Here is a 16400-nt window from a genome sequence, read left to right on the forward strand (position 1 = left end):
GCCTGTGCATAAAAAAGCCCCTGGCACCGTAAGTGCCAGGGGCTTTTTATTGACTGTGGATAACTTACATCTGCGACTGCAGGTAGTTCTCCAGGCCGATAACCTTGATCAGGCCCTGCTGCTTCTCCAGCCAGTAGGTGTGATCTTCTTCGGTATCAGCCAACTGCGCGCGCAAGATGTCGCGGCTGATGTAGTCCTTGTGCAGCTCGCACAGCTCGATGCCTTTGCACAGCGCGGCGCGGACCTTGTATTCCAGCTTAAGGTCGGCTTCGATCATCTCCGGCACAGTGCTGCCCACTTCGAGGTCATCCGCGCGCATGTCGGGGGTGCCTTCGAGCATTAGGATGCGGCGCATCAGCGCGTCGGCGTGCTGCGTTTCTTCTTCCATCTCGTGGTTGATGCGCTCGTAGAGCTTGGACAGGCCCCAGTCTTCATACATACGCGAGTGAATGAAGTACTGGTCGCGTGCTGCCAGTTCGCCCTTCAGCAACGTGACGAGGTAGTTGATTACGTCCGGGTGACCTTGCATCGCCCTGCTTCTCCATGTGAAAACATCAATGGACATAGTGTGAACCACGTTTTGCTCGCGGTCACTGAAAAACGCGCAATTAGATGCAAAAAATCGGTTAAACAGTAGTGATATTCATTGAAAAACCGCCCAAATGAGGGCGGTTCTTCTTATCACTTCGACTTAGGCGAGATTCACGCCCAGCGCCTTGGCAATGCCCTCACCGTAGGCCGCGTCGGCCTTGAAGAAGTACTGCAACTGGCGTTGGATGACATCGTCGCTCACGCCTGCCATGGCGCCCGCGATGTTGTTGATCAGCAGGGCCTTCTGCTGTTCGTTCATCAAGCGGAACAGTGCACCGGCGTGGCTGTAGTAGTCATTGTCCTCACGGTGATCGTAGCGATCAGCCGAGCCATTCAGGGCCAGGGCAGGCTCAGCATGGCGTGGCGACTGCTTGGGTGCATCGCCGTAGCTATTGGGCTCGTAGTTCGGCGCGCTGCCGTAGCTGCCAATGGCCATCGAACCATCACGCTGGTAGCTGTTGACCGCAGAGCGCGGCGCGTTGACCGGCAACTGCTGGTGGTTGGTGCCCACGCGGTAGCGATGCGCATCGGCGTAGGCGAACACCCGGCCCTGCAGCATACGGTCAGGCGACAGCCCGACACCTGGGACCATGTTGCTCGGGCCAAACGCCGCTTGCTCGACCTCAGCGAAGTAATTGAGCGGGTTACGGTTGAGCTCCAGTACGCCCACCTCAATCAGCGGATAGTCCTTCTGCGACCAGGTCTTGGTCACATCGAACGGGTTCTCGTCACGGCTGGCGGCCTCGGCCTCAGTCATCACCTGAATGTACACGGTCCAGCGCGGGTAGTCGCCGCGCTCGATGGCCTCGAACAGGTCGCGCTGGGCGTAGTCCGGGTCTGTACCGGCCAAGCGTGCAGCGTCAGCAGGGGCGAGGTTCTTGATGCCTTGCTGGGTCTTGAAGTGCCACTTCACCCAGGTACGTTCACCGGCGGCGCTGATCAGGCTATAGGTGTGGCTGCCAAAGCCGTGCATGTGACGGTAGCCGTCCGGGATGCCGCGGTCAGAGAAAAGGATGGTGACCTGGTGCAGCGCCTCGGGCGAGTGTGACCAGAAGTCCCACATCATTTGCGCGTTCTTCAGGTTGGACTGCGGGTGGCGCTTCTGGGTGTGGATAAAGTCCGGGAACTTAAGCGGGTCACGGATGAAGAACACCGGGGTGTTGTTGCCAACGATGTCCCAGTTGCCTTCCTCGGTATAAAACTTGACGGCGAAACCACGCGGATCACGCTCGGTGTCAGCCGAACCACGTTCGCCACCGACCGTGGAGAAGCGCAGGAAGGTTTCAGTCTGCTTGCCGACCTGTTCGAACAGCTTGGCGCTGGTGTAGCCGGTGATGTCGCGGGTAACGGTAAAGGTGCCGTACGCCCCCGAACCCTTGGCGTGAACACGACGTTCTGGGATGTTCTCGCGGTTGAAGTGGGCGAGCTTCTCGATCAGGTGGAAATCGTCGAGAAGCAGCGGGCCGCGGGGGCCGGCAGAGCGGGAATTCTGGTTGTCAGCTACAGGTGCACCGCTGGCGGTGGTGAGAATCTTGCTCATGGGCTCTCCTTATCGGTCTAGAACTGCCGGCTAATCGGCTTGGATAGGAGTATTGACGAGCGGTCGCTTCAGGACAAATTCATTACATGACTTGTATCAATAGAAATTAACAATACTTGCAGGCACAAAAAACCGGGCACAAGGCCCGGTTCTTTGTAGCAGACAGAACGTCTTACTCGGCAGCTTCTACAGCACCACCGACTGGACGATCAACCAGCTCGACGTACGCCATAGGCGCGTTGTCGCCAGCGCGGAAACCGCACTTCAGGATGCGCAGGTAGCCGCCCTGACGGGTGGCATAACGCTTGCCCAGATCGTTGAACAGTTTGCCAACAGCGGACTTCGAACGGGTACGGTCGAAGGCCAGACGACGGTTAGCAACGCTGTCTTCCTTGGCCAGGGTGATCAGCGGCTCGGCAACGCGGCGCAGTTCCTTGGCTTTCGGCAGGGTGGTTTTGATCAGCTCGTGCTCGATCAGCGACACAGCCATGTTCTGGAACATAGCTTTGCGGTGAGAGCTGGTACGGCTCAGGTGACGTCCACTTTTACGATGACGCATGATTCATTCCTTACCAAACACTACGTTCGGTGATTACGACGATCAGGCGGTCGCCTTGTCGTCTTTCTTAAGACTTGCAGGCGGCCAGTTGTCGAGGCGCATGCCGAGAGACAGACCACGAGAGGCCAGGACGTCCTTGATTTCAGTCAGGGACTTCTTGCCCAGGTTAGGAGTCTTCAACAGCTCTACTTCGGTACGCTGAATCAGGTCGCCGATGTAGTAGATGTTCTCCGCCTTGAGGCAGTTGGCCGAACGTACAGTCAGTTCCAGGTCGTCAACCGGACGCAGCAGGATCGGATCGATCTCGTCTTCCTGCTCGACTACGACAGGCTCACTGTCACCTTTGAGGTCGACGAACGCGGCCAGCTGCTGTTGCAGGATGGTCGCAGCGCGGCGGATTGCCTCTTCAGGATCCAGGGTGCCGTTGGTTTCCAGATCAATGACCAGCTTGTCCAAGTTGGTACGCTGTTCAACACGGGCGTTTTCGACCACATAGGCGATACGACGCACCGGGCTGAACGAAGCGTCCAACTGCAGACGGCCAATGCTACGGCTTTCGTCTTCGTCGGTTTGACGGGAGTCGGCCGGCTCGTAACCACGACCACGAGCTACGGTGAGCTTCATGTTCAGGGCGCCGTTCGACGCCAGGTTCGCGATTACGTGATCGGGGTTGACGATCTCGACATCGTGATCCAGCTGAATATCGGCAGCGGTAACCACCCCCGAACCCTTTTTCGACAAGGTCAGCGTAACTTCGTCACGACCGTGCAGTTTGATAGCCAGGCCTTTCAGGTTCAACAGGATTTCAATTACGTCTTCCTGAACACCTTCGATCGCGGAGTACTCATGGAGTACGCCATCGATCTCGGCCTCGACTACTGCACAGCCAGGCATGGAGGACAACAGGATGCGGCGCAGCGCGTTGCCCAGGGTATGGCCGAAGCCACGCTCGAGAGGCTCGAGCGTGATCTTGGCGCGGGTCGGACTGACTACCTGCACATCAATGTGGCGGGGAGTCAGGAACTCATTTACCGAAATCTGCATGGATGCACCTATTTTCTAGCCCTTACTTGGAGTAGAGCTCGACAATCAGGTTCTCGTTGATGTCGGCAGACAGGTCGCTGCGAGCAGGAACGTTCTTGAAAACGCCCGACTTTTTAGCAGCATCCACGTCAACCCACTCAACGCGGCCACGCTGGGCGCACAGTTCAAGGGCTTGAACAATGCGCAGCTGGCTCAGCGACTTCTCGCGAACCGCGACCACGTCACCCGGACGAACTTGGTAGGATGGAATGTTTACAGTCTTACCGTTGACGCTGATCGCTTTGTGCGAAACCAGCTGACGGGACTCGGAACGAGTCGAGCCGAAGCCCATACGGTAGACGACGTTATCCAGACGGCACTCGAGCAGTTGCAGCAGGTTCTCACCGGTTGCGCCTTTTTTCGAGGCAGCAGCTTGGTAGTAACCGCGGAACTGACGCTCCAGAACACCGTAGATACGACGGACTTTTTGTTTCTCGCGCAGCTGGGTACCGTAGTCGGACTGACGGCCACGGCGCTGGCCGTGGATACCTGGGGCTGCTTCGATGTTGCACTTCGATTCCAGAGCGCGAACGCCGCTCTTCAGGAACAGATCGGTGCCTTCACGACGAGACAGTTTGCATTTTGGACCAATGTAACGTGCCATTCTTCTGTCTCCTGATTACACGCGACGCTTCTTCGGCGGACGGCACCCGTTGTGCGGGATTGGCGTCACGTCGGTGATGCTGGCGATCTTGTAGCCGCAGCTGTTCAATGCACGAACGGCGGACTCACGACCTGGACCTGGACCCTTGACGTTAACGTCGAGGTTCTTCAGACCGTATTCCAGCGCAGCTTGACCAGCACGCTCAGCAGCGATCTGTGCTGCGAACGGGGTGGATTTGCGCGAACCACGGAAACCCGAACCACCGGAGGTCGCCCAGGACAAAGCATTGCCCTGACGGTCGGTGATGGTCACGATGGTGTTGTTGAAAGACGCATGGATGTGGGCGATGCCATCAACCACTGTCTTTTTGACTTTCTTACGAGGACGAGCAGCAGGTTTTGCCATGTCTATATTCCTGGGCGGTTACTTGCGGATCGGCTTACGCGGGCCCTTACGGGTGCGTGCGTTGGTCTTGGTGCGCTGACCGCGAACCGGCAGACCTTTACGATGACGCAGGCCGCGGTAGCAACCCAGGTCCATCAAGCGCTTGATCTTCATGTTGATGTCACGACGCAGGTCACCTTCGGTGGTGAACTTCGCGACTTCGCCACGCAGGGTTTCGATTTGCTCGTCGCTCAGATCCTTGATCTTAGCGGCTGGGTTTACACCAGCGTCTGCACAGATCTTCTGCGCAGTTGTGCGACCGACACCATAGATGTAGGTCAGCGAGATAACAGTATGCTTGTTATCTGGAATGTTGACGCCTGCAATACGGGCCATTCAGTGGGACTCCAATTGACAGCTACCTACGCCCCGGAAGCCAAGAAATAGGGCGCGAGATAATATCGCTGTAGAAACGAATAATCAACCCAGCAGCACACTAGCTGCTGGGTTTGAAGCGACGATCACACTCAGCCTTGGCGCTGTTTGTGACGCGGTTCCGCGCTGCAGATCACTCGTACGACGCCTTCGCGACGGATGATCTTGCAGTTACGGCACAGCTTTTTCACCGATGCACGAACTTTCATTACCGACTCCTCGAACCTTAGGGGCGTATCAGCGCAGCAAACCGCTGCCACCGTAGCCTTTCAGGTTGGCTTTCTTCATCAGGGATTCGTACTGGTGCGAAACGAGGTGCGATTGTACTTGGGACATGAAGTCCATCACAACCACTACCACAATCAGCAACGAGGTCCCGCCAAGGTAGAACGGCACATTTGCTGCCACCACCAGGAACTGGGGCAGAAGGCAGACGGCCATCATGTAAAGAGCACCGAACATGGTCAAACGGGTCAGAACGCCATCAATGTAGCGAGCCGACTGTTCACCAGGACGGATACCCGGAATAAAGGCACCGGACTTCTTCAGGTTTTCCGCTACGTCTTTCGGATTGAACATCAGCGCTGTGTAGAAGAAGCAGAAGAAAATGATCCCTGCACTAAACAGCAAGATGTTCAACGGCTGACCAGGAGCGATCGACTGCGAGATGTCCTGCAACCAGCCCATACCTTCGGACTGACCGAACCAGGCACCCAGCGAAGCCGGGAACAGCAAAATGCTGCTGGCGAAAATAGCCGGGATAACCCCCGCCATGTTCACCTTCAACGGCAAGTGGCTGGTCTGCGCAGCGAAGACCTTGCGGCCCTGCTGACGCTTGGCGTAGTGAACGGCGATACGACGCTGACCACGCTCAATGAACACCACGAAACCGATAATCGCTACTGCCAGCAAACCGATTGCGACCAGGGCGAAAATGTTGATATCGCCTGTACGCGCAGACTCGAAAGACTGCCCGATTGCTCTCGGAAGACCGGCAACGATACCTGCGAAGATCAACATCGAGATACCGTTGCCCACACCGCGCTCGGTGATCTGCTCGCCCAGCCACATCATGAACATCGCGCCGGCCACAAACGTGGAAACCGCGACGACATGGAAGCCCAGGCCGACAGAAAACGCCACGCCCTGGTTGGCCAGGCCAATGGACATGCCAATGGCTTGGACCAGCGCCAGGATAACGGTGCCGTAGCGGGTGTACTGGCTGATCTTGCGACGGCCAGCTTCACCTTCCTTCTTCAACTGCTCCAGTTGCGGGCTGACCGCCGTCATCAGCTGCATGATGATCGATGCCGAAATGTACGGCATGATCCCCAGTGCAAAGATGCTCATGCGCTCAAGCGCGCCACCGGAAAACATGTTGAACAAGCTAAGAATGGTCCCCTCATTCTGCCGAAACAGATCCGCCAGACGGTCCGGATTGATGCCTGGAACCGGGATATGCGCACCTATCCGATAGACGATGATCGCCATGAACAGAAAGCGCAGACGAGCCCAGAGTTCCGACATCCCGCCCTTACCGAGCGAAGAGAGAGCACCTTGCTTAGCCATTTATTCCTCGAATTTGCCGCCAGCTGCTTCGATAGCCGCACGCGCACCCTTGGTGGCTGCGATGCCCTTGATGGTGACTGCGCGAGTAACTTCGCCAGACAGCATGATTTTCACACGCTGAATGTGCTGGTTGATCACGTTGGCATCCTTCAGGGATTGCACGGAGATCACGTCGCCTTCCACTTTGGCCAGCTCGGACAGACGCACTTCTGCGCGGTCCATGGCTTTCAGGGAAACGAAGCCGAATTTCGGCAGACGACGGTGCAGCGGCTGTTGACCGCCTTCGAAGCCCGGAGCGATCGAACCACCCGAACGGGAAGTCTGACCTTTGTGGCCACGGCCGCCGGTCTTACCCAGACCGCTACCGATACCACGACCCGGACGATGCTTTTCGCGACGGGAACCCGGCGCTGGACTCAGATCATTGAGTTTCATCGATTAACCCTCGACGCGCAGCATGTAGTAAGCCTTGTTGATCATCCCGCGATTCTCGGGAGTATCCTGGACTTCTACAGTGTGACCGATGCGACGCAGACCCAGACCCTTAACGCACAGTTTGTGGTTAGGGATACGGCCCGAGACGCTCTTGATCAGCGTTACTTTAACGGTTGCCATGATCAGAAGATCTCCTCGACGCTCTTGCCGCGCTTGGCAGCAATGGATTCAGGAGATTGCATGGCTTTCAGACCCTTGAAGGTGGCGTAAACCACGTTCACTGGGTTGGTCGAACCGTAGCACTTGGCCAGAACGTTCTGAACGCCAGCAACTTCCAGGACAGCACGCATTGCACCGCCGGCGATGATACCGGTACCTTCCGAGGCAGGCTGCATGTAAACCTTCGAGGCGCCGTGGGCAGCCTTGGTGGCGTACTGCAGGGTGGTGCCCTTCAGGTCAACCTGGATCATGTTGCGACGAGCAGCTTCCATGGCTTTCTGGATCGCAGCAGGTACTTCGCGCGATTTGCCACGGCCGAAGCCGACACGACCTTTACCATCACCAACCACGGTCAACGCGGTGAAGGTGAAGATACGGCCGCCTTTTACGGTCTTGGCAACGCGGTTAACTTGAACCAGCTTCTCGATGTAGCCTTCGTCGCGCTTTTGATCGTTATTTGCCATAACTTAGAACTCCAGCCCGCCTTCACGAGCAGCATCAGCCAGCGCTTTGACGCGGCCATGGTACTTGAAGCCGGAACGGTCAAAGGCAACTTGAGATACACCGGCGGCTTTCGCACGCTCAGCTACCAGCTTGCCAACCTTAGTGGCCGCGTCGATGTTGCCAGTGGCGCCATCACGCAGGTCTTTGTCCAAGGTCGAGGCGCTTGCCAGAACCTTGCTGCCGTCGGCCGAAATGACCTGGGCGTAGATGTGCTGCGAGGAGCGGAACACGCACAGGCGCACGACTTCGAGTTCGTGCATCTTGAGGCGTGCTTTGCGAGCGCGACGCAGTCGAGTAACTTTTTTGTCGGTCATTTGCTAGGCCCTACTTCTTCTTGGCTTCTTTACGACGGACTACTTCATCCGCGTAACGCACACCTTTACCTTTGTAAGGCTCTGGTGGACGGAAGTCGCGGATTTCAGCGGCCACCTGACCTACCAGCTGCTTGTCGATACCCTTGATCAGGATGTCGGTCTGGCTAGGCGTTTCAGCGGTGATACCGGCTGGCAGTTCGTAGTCCACTGGGTGCGAGAAGCCCAGGGCCAGGTTCAGGATAGTGCCCTTGGCCTGTGCCTTGTAACCAACACCGACCAGCTGGAGCTTGCGCTCGAAGCCTTGGCTTACGCCCTGGACCATGTTGTTGACCAGAGCGCGGGTAGTACCGGCCATGGCGCGAGCTTGCTGGTCACCATTGCGAGCGACGAAACGCAGCTCACCAGACTCTTCGGTAACTTCAACAGACGAGTGAACGTTCAGTTCGAGAGTGCCTTTGGCACCCTTCACCGAAAGCTGCTGGCCGGCGAATTTGACTTCGACACCAGATGGCAGCTTAACGGGGTTCTTAGCGACGCGAGACATGTCTATCCCCCCTTAGAACACTGTGCAGAGAACTTCGCCGCCGACACCGGCAGCGCGCGCAGCGCGATCAGTCATCACACCTTTGTTGGTGGAGACAATAGACACGCCCAAACCGCCACGTACTTTCGGCAGATCGGTAACGGCCTTGTACTGGCGCAGGCCTGGACGGCTGGAGCGCTTCAGTTCCTCGATGACCGGACGGCCTTCGAAGTACTTCAGTTCGATCGACAGGGAGGGCTTGGCTTCGCCACTGACTTGGTAGCCAGCGATGTAACCTTCATCCTTCAGAACTTTGGCAACCGCGACCTTCAGCGTAGAGGAAGGCATGCTTACGACGGACTTTTCAGCCATCTGGGCATTACGGATGCGAGTTAGCATGTCCGCTAACGGGTCCTGCATACTCATGGGCTAGATGCTCCTGATACAAGAATTATTAGCCTTGCGGCTATCACAACCACCCGAGCGGATTGGGCAAAAAACCCAGGCTCAGGTGAGCCGGTCATTCTAGACACAAGGTAGAAACGAAACAAGCCCCATATAGGGGCTTGTTTGTTGGCGAGGTCACCGGCGGTCGGAAGATTGCTCCCCTTCCGCCGGGATCACACCTGCAGCGATTACCAGGAGGCCTTGACCAGACCCGGTACGTCACCGCGCATTGCCGCTTGACGCAGCATGTTACGGCCCAGGCCGAACTTACGGTATACACCGTGAGGACGACCGGTCAGGCGGCAACGGTTGCGCAGACGCGCAGCGCTGGCATCACGTGGCTGCTTCTGCAGAGCGACAACGGCAGCGAAACGCTCTTCTGGAGAGGCGTTCAGGTTGACGATGGTCGCTTTCAGCTCAGCACGCTTTTTGGCGAACTTGGCTACCGTGAGCTGACGCTTCAGCTCGCGGTTTTTCATGCTCTTCTTGGCCATTTTCCTACTCCAATCAGTTGCGGAACGGGAATTTGAAAGCACGCAGCAGAGCGCGGCCTTCGTCATCCGAACGAGCAGTGGTGGTCAGGGTGATGTCCAAACCGCGCAGAGCATCGATCTTGTCGTAATCGATTTCCGGGAAGATGATCTGCTCTTTCACGCCCATGCTGTAGTTGCCACGGCCATCGAAGGACTTGGCATTCAGGCCGCGGAAGTCGCGAACCCGAGGCAGGGAGATCGCCAGCAGGCGGTCCAGGAATTCGTACATCTTGTCGCTACGCAGGGTCACCTTGACGCCGATCGGCCATCCTTCACGGACTTTGAAGCCCGCGATGGATTTACGAGCGAAAGTCACGACCGGCTTTTGACCGGTGATCTTTTCCAGGTCGGCAACAGCGTGCTCGATGACTTTTTTGTCGCCGATCGCTTCGCCCAGACCCATGTTCAGGGTGATTTTGGTAACGCGCGGAACTTCCATCACGTTCGACAGCTTAAGTTCTTCCTTAAGCTTGGGAGCGATTTCGTTCCGGTAAATCTCTTTCAGTCGTGCCATGGTCTTCTACCTAGCAGTGTTCAAGCATCAACCGCTTTTTGGGTCGACTTGAAGACACGAATTTTCTTACCGTCTTCTACTTTGAAACCAACGCGGTCAGCCTTGTTGGTTTCGCCGTTGAAGATGGCAACGTTGGAAGCGTGCAGAGGCGCTTCTTTCTCGACGATACCGCCCTGAACGCCCGCCATCGGGTTAGGCTTGGTATGACGCTTGACCAGGTTCACGCCACCGATGACCAGACGGTCATCAGCGAGAACCTTCAGCACCTTACCGCGCTTACCTTTGTCTTTGCCGGCGATCACGATGATCTCGTCGTCACGACGAATCTTTTGCATGTCGGATCTCCTTACAGCACTTCAGGGGCGAGCGAGACGATCTTCATGAACTTCTCAGTACGAAGTTCACGGGTCACTGGCCCGAAGATGCGAGTGCCGATCGGCTCTTGCTTGTTGTTCAGCAGAACAGCAGCGTTGCCGTCGAAACGAATGATGGAACCGTCAGCGCGACGTACACCGTGACGGGTACGGACGACAACAGCGGTCATCACTTGGCCTTTTTTGACCTTACCGCGCGGAATTGCTTCCTTGACGGTTACTTTGATGATGTCACCGATGCCGGCGTAACGGCGGTGCGAACCGCCGAGTACCTTGATGCACATGACGCGACGAGCGCCGCTGTTATCGGCCACATCGAGCATGGATTGAGTCTGAATCATAAAATTTCTCCGACCCCTAGCCCTTAGACTTCAACAGCGCGTTCGAGGACTTCAACCAGTGCCCAGGACTTGGTCTTGGCCAGCGGACGGGTTTCACGGATGGAAACCTTGTCGCCGATCTTGCACTGGTTGGCTTCGTCGTGCGCGTGCAGCTTAGTCGAACGCTTAACGTATTTACCGTAGATCGGGTGCTTTACGCGACGCTCGATCAGAACGGTGATGGTCTTGTCCATTTTGTCGCTGACGACACGGCCAGTCAGCGTACGGACGGTTTTTTCAGCTTCAGCCATGATCACTTACCTGCCTGCTGGTTGAGCACAGTTTTCACGCGAGCGATGTCACGCTTAACTTGCGAGAGCAGGTGCGACTGCCCCAACTGGCCAGTTGCTTTCTGCATACGCAGATTGAACTGGTCGCGCAGCAAGCCGAGCAGTTGCTCGTTCAGCTGCTGTGCCGATTTTTCACGAAGTTCATTCGCTTTCATCACATCACCGTCCGCTTAACAAAGGAGGTGGCGAGAGGCAGCTTTGCAGCAGCCAGGGCGAAAGCTTCGCGCGCCAGCTCTTCAGAAACACCCTCGATCTCGTACAGGACTTTGCCTGGCTGGATCTGGGCAACCCAGTATTCCACGGAACCCTTACCTTTACCCATACGAACCTCGAGAGGTTTCTTGGAGATCGGCTTGTCCGGGAAGACACGGATCCAGATCTTACCGCCACGTTTCACGTGACGAGTCAGAGCACGACGTGCCGACTCGATCTGGCGAGCGGTGAGGCGACCGCGAGCAACAGCTTTCAGGGCGAATTCGCCGAAGCTGACTTTGCTACCGCGCAGTGCCAGACCACGGTTGTGGCCAGTCATCTGCTTGCGGAATTTTGTACGCTTTGGTTGCAACATTTGGCGTACCCCTTACTTAGCAGCTTTTTTACGAGGCGCTGGTGCTTGTGGTTTCAGTTCTTCTTGGCGACCACCAATAACTTCGCCTTTGAAGATCCAAACCTTCACACCGATCACACCGTAAGTGGTGTGAGCTTCGTAGGTGTTGTAGTCGATATCGGCACGCAGGGTGTGCAGAGGCACACGACCTTCGCGATACCACTCGGTACGAGCAATCTCGGCGCCGCCGAGACGACCGCTCACCTGGATCTTGATGCCCTTGGCACCAATACGCATGGCGTTCTGTACGGCGCGCTTCATGGCGCGACGGAACATTACGCGGCGTTCCAGCTGCTGAGCTACGCTCTGCGCAACCAGCATAGCGTCGAGTTCCGGCTTGCGGATCTCTTCGATGTTGATGTGCACAGGCACACCCATCTGCTTGGTCAGGTCCTGACGCAGCTTCTCGACATCCTCACCTTTCTTACCGATAACGATACCGGGACGAGCGGTGTGGATGGTGATGCGTGCAGTTTGAGCCGGACGATGAATATCGATACGGCTTACGGACGCGCTTTTTAGTTTGTCTTGGAGGTACTCACGTGTTTTCAGATCCTTCAACAGGTAATCTGCGTAAGTAGCACCGTCTGCGTACCAGACGGAGGTGTGCTCCTTGACGATTCCCAGGCGAATGCCAGTGGGATGTACTTTCTGACCCATCTGATCGACTCCGTTACTTGTCCGCAACCTTGACAGTGATATGGCAAGACCGCTTGACGATGCGATCAGCACGGCCTTTGGCACGTGGCATGATGCGCTTCAGCGAACGCCCTTCGTTGACGAAGACGGTGGAGACCTTCAGGTCATCAACGTCTGCGCCTTCGTTGTGTTCGGCGTTGGCAACGGCCGACTCGAGGACTTTCTTCATGATTTCAGCGGCTTTTTTGCTGCTGAAGGCCAACAGGTTGAGCGCTTCGCCCACCTTCTTCCCGCGGATCTGGTCGGCGACCAAGCGGGCTTTCTGGGCGGAGATGCGAGCGCCCGACAACTTAGCGGCTACTTCCATTTCCTTACCCCTTAACGCTTGGCTTTCTTGTCAGCCACGTGCCCGCGATAGGTGCGGGTACCGGCGAACTCGCCCAGTTTGTGGCCGACCATGTCTTCGTTCACGAGAACTGGGACATGTTGGCGACCGTTGTGAACCGCGATGGTCAGACCGACCATTTGTGGCAGGATCATCGAGCGACGCGACCAGGTTTTAACTGGCTTGCGATCGTTCTTCTCCACCGCCACTTCGACCTTCTTCAACAGGTGAAGATCGATAAAAGGACCTTTTTTCAGAGAACGTGGCACTGTCGTATCCCTCTAGTTACTTGCGACGACGGACGATCATGTTGTCGGTACGCTTATTACCACGGGTTTTAGCACCCTTGGTTGGGAAGCCCCATGGCGATACCGGATGACGACCACCGGAGGTACGACCTTCACCACCACCATGCGGGTGGTCAACCGGGTTCATGGCAACGCCACGAACGGTTGGGCGAACGCCGCGCCAGCGTTTGGCACCTGCTTTACCCAGCGAACGCAGGCTGTGCTCGGAGTTCGAGACTTCGCCCAGGGTCGCACGGCACTCAGCCAGTACTTTACGCATTTCACCAGAGCGCAGACGCAGGGTCACGTAGACACCTTCGCGAGCGATCAGCTGAGCCGAAGCACCAGCGGAACGAGCGATCTGTGCACCTTTACCCGGCTTCAGTTCGATGCCGTGAATGGTGCTACCTACTGGGATGTTACGCAGCTGCAGGGAGTTACCGGCCTTGATTGGGGCCAGGGAACCTGCGATCAGCTGGTCGCCAGCGCTCACGCCTTTAGGGGCGATGATGTAGCGACGCTCACCGTCTGCATAGCACAGCAGGGCGATGTGAGCAGTACGGTTTGGATCGTATTCGATACGCTCGACAGTGGCTGGAATGCCATCTTTGTCGTTGCGACGGAAGTCGACCAGACGGTAATGCTGCTTATGACCACCACCAACGTGACGAGTGGTAATGCGGCCATTGTTGTTACGACCACCAGACTTCGATTTCTTCTCGAGCAGCGGTGCGTGAGGAGCGCCTTTGTGGAGCTCCTTGTTGACCACCTTGACCACGAAACGGCGGCCAGGGGAAGTCGGTTTGCATTTAACGATTGCCATGATGCACCCCTTCCTTACTCAGCACTGCTGCTGAAATCGAGATCTTGGCCTGGCTGAAGGGAGACAATTGCCTTCTTCCAGTCATTACGCTTGCCCAGACCACGTGCGGTACGCTTGGTTTTACCCAGAACGTTAACGGTCGACACGTTTTCAACTTTTACGTTGAACAGGCCTTCGACAGCTTTCTTGATTTCCAGCTTGGTTGCGTCAGTAGCAACCTTGAATACGAACTGGCCTTTTTTCTCAGCCAGAACGGTAGCCTTCTCGGAAACGTGCGGGCCAAGGAGGACTTTGAATACGCGTTCCTGGTTCATCCCAGCAGCTCCTCGAATTTCTTCACGGCCGAGACAGTGATCAACACTTTCTCGTATGCGATCAGACTGACCGGGTCGGAACCTTGCACGTCACGTACATCGACGTGTGGCAGGTTGCGAGCAGCCAGGTACAGGTTCTGATCAACAGCGTCCGAAACGATCAGAACGTCGCTCAGACCCATGCCGTTCAGCTTGTTCAGCAGATCTTTGGTTTTCGGTGCTTCAACAGCGAAGTCCTGAACCACGACCAGACGGTCGCTACGCACCAGCTCAGCGAGGATGGAGCGCAGAGCTGCGCGATACATCTTCTTGTTGAGCTTTTGCGAGTGATCTTGAGGGCGAGCTGCGAAGGTAACACCACCGCCACGCCAGATCGGACCACGAGTGGTACCAGCACGAGCACGGCCAGTACCCTTCTGACGCCATGGGCGCTTACCGCCACCAGCCACGTCGGAACGGGTCTTTTGCTGCTTGGTGCCCTGACGGCCGCCGGCCATGTAGGCCACGACTGCTTGGTGAACCAGCGTCTCGTTGAATTCGCCACCGAAAGTCAGTTCGGAAACTTCGATCGCCTGAGCGTCATTTACATTAAGTTGCATGTCAGTTTCCCCTTAACCGCGAGCCTTGACAGCCGGACGTACAACCACGTCGCCGCCAGTAGCGCCAGGTACGGCACCCTTGATCAGCAGCAGGTTGCGTTCAGCGTCTACGCGTACTACTTCCAGGGACTGAACAGTCACGCGCTCGGCGCCCATGTGACCGGACATTTTCTTGCCCTTGAACACACGACCAGGAGTCTGGCACTGGCCGATGGAGCCTGGGACGCGGTGCGACACGGAGTTACCGTGGGTGTTGTCCTGACCACGGAAGTTCCAGCGCTTGATGGTACCGGCGAAGCCTTTACCTTTGGACTGACCAGTAACGTCTACCAGCTGGCCTGCAGTGAAGAGTTCAGCTTTGATCGAGTCGCCAGCCTGGAACTCGCCTTCTTCAAGGCGGAACTCCCAGACACCGCGACCAGCGGCAACGTTCGCTTTAGCGAAGTGACCTGCTTGAGCAGCAGTCACACGCGAAGCACGACGCTCGCCGACAGTGACTTGCACTGCACGGTAGCCATCGGTTTCTTCAGTCTTGAACTGGGTGACGCGATTCGGCTCGATCTCAATGACCGTGACCGGAATGGAGACACCTTCTTCGGTGAAAACGCGGGTCATACCGCATTTACGACCGACTACACCAATAGTCATGTTGTAACCTCATGAGTGTACGGGGCTTTCACCCGCTATGGCCGCCCATTTCAGAGCGTTACACGGACAAGACCGAAGTCTTAGCCGAGGCTGATCTGCACTTCCACACCTGCCGCGAGATCAAGCTTCATCAGCGCGTCAACGGTTTTATCCGTTGGCTGGACGATGTCCAGAACACGCTTATGAGTGCGAATCTCGTACTGGTCACGCGCGTCTTTGTTGACGTGCGGGGAGACCAGAACGGTGAAACGCTCTTTGCGGGTAGGCAGTGGAATTGGACCACGCACTTGTGCACCAGTACGTTTCGCGGTTTCCACGATTTCCTGGGTGGATTGGTCGATCAGGCGATGGTCGAAAGCCTTCAACCTGATACGGATTTGCTGATTTTGCATTGGATTTCAGACTCCAGGCTGTTCCCAACGGACGCACTACGCCCGCTAAAAGGAGGCGTGATTCTATAGACGCCCCAATTTAGTGTCAACCCAATAAAAAAAACCCCCGCTGAGCGGGGGTTTTTTCAATCGGTCGAGTGATTACTCGATGATTTTGGCTACGACGCCGGCGCCGACGGTACGACCGCCTTCACGGATAGCGAAGCGCAGACCGTCTTCCATTGCGATGGTCTTGATCAGAGTGACAGTCATCTGAATGTTGTCACCTGGCATTACCATTTCAACGCCCTCCGGCAGTTCGCAGTTACCGGTCACGTCAGTGGTACGGAAGTAGAACTGAGGACGGTAGCCTTTGAAGAACGGAGTGTGACGGCCGCCTTCTTCCTTCGACAGGACGTAGACTTCTGC

At 56.5% G+C, this 16400-nt stretch carries 31 protein-coding genes; all 31 read right to left on the minus strand.

All coding sequences use genetic code 11. From position 1 onward, the window contains the following. Window positions 1-64: 64 nt before the first annotated feature. Window positions 65-529 carry a bacterioferritin gene (gene bfr / locus QOS90_RS22705; RefSeq protein ID WP_008089766.1) on the minus strand — a complete coding sequence of 155 codons (465 nt, stop codon included), beginning with the start codon at window positions 527-529 and terminating at the stop codon, window positions 65-67. Between the two features lie 162 nt (window positions 530-691). Then, on the minus strand, window positions 692-2131 hold the full coding sequence (locus QOS90_RS22710) for a catalase (RefSeq protein WP_085274034.1): 1440 nt from the start codon (window positions 2129-2131) through the stop codon (window positions 692-694). A 172-nt stretch (window positions 2132-2303) separates the two neighbouring features. Then, window positions 2304-2690: a 50S ribosomal protein L17 gene (gene rplQ / locus QOS90_RS22715; RefSeq protein ID WP_003255451.1), complete on the minus strand. Its 387-nt coding sequence runs from the start codon at window positions 2688-2690 to the stop codon at window positions 2304-2306. Between the two features lie 42 nt (window positions 2691-2732). After that, window positions 2733-3734, minus strand: a complete 1002-nt coding sequence (locus QOS90_RS22720) for a DNA-directed RNA polymerase subunit alpha (protein WP_003255452.1) — start codon at window positions 3732-3734, stop codon at window positions 2733-2735. Window positions 3735-3756: 22 nt separating this feature from the next. Then, window positions 3757-4377 carry a 30S ribosomal protein S4 gene (rpsD, locus tag QOS90_RS22725; RefSeq protein WP_009681977.1) on the minus strand — a complete coding sequence of 207 codons (621 nt, stop codon included), beginning with the start codon at window positions 4375-4377 and terminating at the stop codon, window positions 3757-3759. A gap of 15 nt (window positions 4378-4392) precedes the next feature. Then, entirely contained in the window at window positions 4393-4782 is a 390-nt protein-coding gene (gene rpsK, locus QOS90_RS22730; protein ID WP_003255454.1) for a 30S ribosomal protein S11, read from the minus strand. An 18-nt stretch (window positions 4783-4800) separates the two neighbouring features. Further along, complete coding sequence (rpsM, locus tag QOS90_RS22735; RefSeq protein ID WP_003255457.1) at window positions 4801-5157, minus strand: 30S ribosomal protein S13; 357 nt, start codon at window positions 5155-5157, stop codon at window positions 4801-4803. A gap of 131 nt (window positions 5158-5288) precedes the next feature. Then, window positions 5289-5405: a 50S ribosomal protein L36 gene (gene rpmJ, locus QOS90_RS22740; protein WP_002555468.1), complete on the minus strand. Its 117-nt coding sequence runs from the start codon at window positions 5403-5405 to the stop codon at window positions 5289-5291. Window positions 5406-5433: 28 nt separating this feature from the next. Continuing rightward, complete coding sequence (gene secY, locus QOS90_RS22745) at window positions 5434-6765, minus strand: preprotein translocase subunit SecY (protein WP_003257108.1); 1332 nt, start codon at window positions 6763-6765, stop codon at window positions 5434-5436. Continuing rightward, window positions 6766-7200 (minus strand): 50S ribosomal protein L15, encoded by a 435-nt coding sequence (gene rplO / locus QOS90_RS22750; RefSeq protein ID WP_003255461.1) that lies wholly within the window; start codon window positions 7198-7200, stop codon window positions 6766-6768. 3 nt (window positions 7201-7203) lie between these two features. Next, complete coding sequence (rpmD, locus tag QOS90_RS22755) at window positions 7204-7380, minus strand: 50S ribosomal protein L30 (protein ID WP_008089798.1); 177 nt, start codon at window positions 7378-7380, stop codon at window positions 7204-7206. 2 nt (window positions 7381-7382) lie between these two features. Further along, entirely contained in the window at window positions 7383-7883 is a 501-nt protein-coding gene (gene rpsE / locus QOS90_RS22760) for a 30S ribosomal protein S5 (protein WP_003255465.1), read from the minus strand. Between the two features lie 3 nt (window positions 7884-7886). Further along, window positions 7887-8237, minus strand: a complete 351-nt coding sequence (gene rplR, locus QOS90_RS22765) for a 50S ribosomal protein L18 (RefSeq protein WP_008089801.1) — start codon at window positions 8235-8237, stop codon at window positions 7887-7889. A 10-nt stretch (window positions 8238-8247) separates the two neighbouring features. After that, entirely contained in the window at window positions 8248-8781 is a 534-nt protein-coding gene (gene rplF / locus QOS90_RS22770; RefSeq protein ID WP_027594874.1) for a 50S ribosomal protein L6, read from the minus strand. A gap of 12 nt (window positions 8782-8793) precedes the next feature. Continuing rightward, window positions 8794-9186, minus strand: a complete 393-nt coding sequence (gene rpsH, locus QOS90_RS22775) for a 30S ribosomal protein S8 (RefSeq protein ID WP_027594873.1) — start codon at window positions 9184-9186, stop codon at window positions 8794-8796. 209 nt (window positions 9187-9395) lie between these two features. Further along, window positions 9396-9701 (minus strand): 30S ribosomal protein S14, encoded by a 306-nt coding sequence (gene rpsN, locus QOS90_RS22780; RefSeq protein WP_012316516.1) that lies wholly within the window; start codon window positions 9699-9701, stop codon window positions 9396-9398. Window positions 9702-9714: 13 nt separating this feature from the next. Then, window positions 9715-10254: a 50S ribosomal protein L5 gene (rplE, locus tag QOS90_RS22785; RefSeq protein WP_003255474.1), complete on the minus strand. Its 540-nt coding sequence runs from the start codon at window positions 10252-10254 to the stop codon at window positions 9715-9717. Between the two features lie 20 nt (window positions 10255-10274). Then, entirely contained in the window at window positions 10275-10589 is a 315-nt protein-coding gene (rplX, locus tag QOS90_RS22790; protein ID WP_003255476.1) for a 50S ribosomal protein L24, read from the minus strand. A gap of 11 nt (window positions 10590-10600) precedes the next feature. After that, on the minus strand, window positions 10601-10969 hold the full coding sequence (gene rplN / locus QOS90_RS22795) for a 50S ribosomal protein L14 (RefSeq protein ID WP_002555479.1): 369 nt from the start codon (window positions 10967-10969) through the stop codon (window positions 10601-10603). 23 nt (window positions 10970-10992) lie between these two features. Next, a complete protein-coding gene (rpsQ, locus tag QOS90_RS22800; protein ID WP_003255478.1) occupies window positions 10993-11259 on the minus strand; it encodes a 30S ribosomal protein S17 in 267 nt (88 codons plus the stop codon). A 2-nt stretch (window positions 11260-11261) separates the two neighbouring features. After that, window positions 11262-11453: a 50S ribosomal protein L29 gene (rpmC, locus tag QOS90_RS22805; RefSeq protein WP_002555481.1), complete on the minus strand. Its 192-nt coding sequence runs from the start codon at window positions 11451-11453 to the stop codon at window positions 11262-11264. Beyond that, complete coding sequence (gene rplP / locus QOS90_RS22810; RefSeq protein ID WP_003255479.1) at window positions 11453-11866, minus strand: 50S ribosomal protein L16; 414 nt, start codon at window positions 11864-11866, stop codon at window positions 11453-11455. Before rplP ends, rpmC begins: the two co-directional genes overlap by 1 nt. A 12-nt stretch (window positions 11867-11878) precedes the next feature. Then, complete coding sequence (gene rpsC / locus QOS90_RS22815) at window positions 11879-12565, minus strand: 30S ribosomal protein S3 (RefSeq protein WP_003255481.1); 687 nt, start codon at window positions 12563-12565, stop codon at window positions 11879-11881. A 13-nt stretch (window positions 12566-12578) separates the two neighbouring features. Further along, window positions 12579-12911 (minus strand): 50S ribosomal protein L22, encoded by a 333-nt coding sequence (gene rplV, locus QOS90_RS22820; protein ID WP_003103908.1) that lies wholly within the window; start codon window positions 12909-12911, stop codon window positions 12579-12581. Between the two features lie 11 nt (window positions 12912-12922). After that, window positions 12923-13198: a 30S ribosomal protein S19 gene (gene rpsS, locus QOS90_RS22825; RefSeq protein ID WP_003255482.1), complete on the minus strand. Its 276-nt coding sequence runs from the start codon at window positions 13196-13198 to the stop codon at window positions 12923-12925. Window positions 13199-13214: 16 nt separating this feature from the next. Then, window positions 13215-14039: a 50S ribosomal protein L2 gene (gene rplB, locus QOS90_RS22830; RefSeq protein ID WP_027594872.1), complete on the minus strand. Its 825-nt coding sequence runs from the start codon at window positions 14037-14039 to the stop codon at window positions 13215-13217. 14 nt (window positions 14040-14053) lie between these two features. Beyond that, entirely contained in the window at window positions 14054-14353 is a 300-nt protein-coding gene (gene rplW / locus QOS90_RS22835; RefSeq protein WP_003255484.1) for a 50S ribosomal protein L23, read from the minus strand. After that, window positions 14350-14952 (minus strand): 50S ribosomal protein L4, encoded by a 603-nt coding sequence (rplD, locus tag QOS90_RS22840; RefSeq protein WP_003255485.1) that lies wholly within the window; start codon window positions 14950-14952, stop codon window positions 14350-14352. Before rplD ends, rplW begins: the two co-directional genes overlap by 4 nt. Window positions 14953-14964: 12 nt before the next feature. After that, on the minus strand, window positions 14965-15600 hold the full coding sequence (gene rplC, locus QOS90_RS22845; RefSeq protein WP_027594871.1) for a 50S ribosomal protein L3: 636 nt from the start codon (window positions 15598-15600) through the stop codon (window positions 14965-14967). 80 nt (window positions 15601-15680) lie between these two features. After that, window positions 15681-15992, minus strand: coding sequence for a 30S ribosomal protein S10 (gene rpsJ / locus QOS90_RS22850; protein WP_003186070.1), 312 nt, complete (start codon window positions 15990-15992; stop codon window positions 15681-15683). A 141-nt stretch (window positions 15993-16133) separates the two neighbouring features. Beyond that, the coding region (locus tag QOS90_RS22855) for an EF-Tu C-terminal domain-related protein (RefSeq protein WP_502944311.1) at window positions 16134-16400 on the minus strand (267 nt) is incomplete at its 5' end.

Origin of the sequence: Pseudomonas sp. LAIL14HWK12:I10 (assembly GCF_900184205.1) — a bacterium.
Classification (GTDB): domain Bacteria; phylum Pseudomonadota; class Gammaproteobacteria; order Pseudomonadales; family Pseudomonadaceae; genus Aquipseudomonas; species Aquipseudomonas kermanshahensis.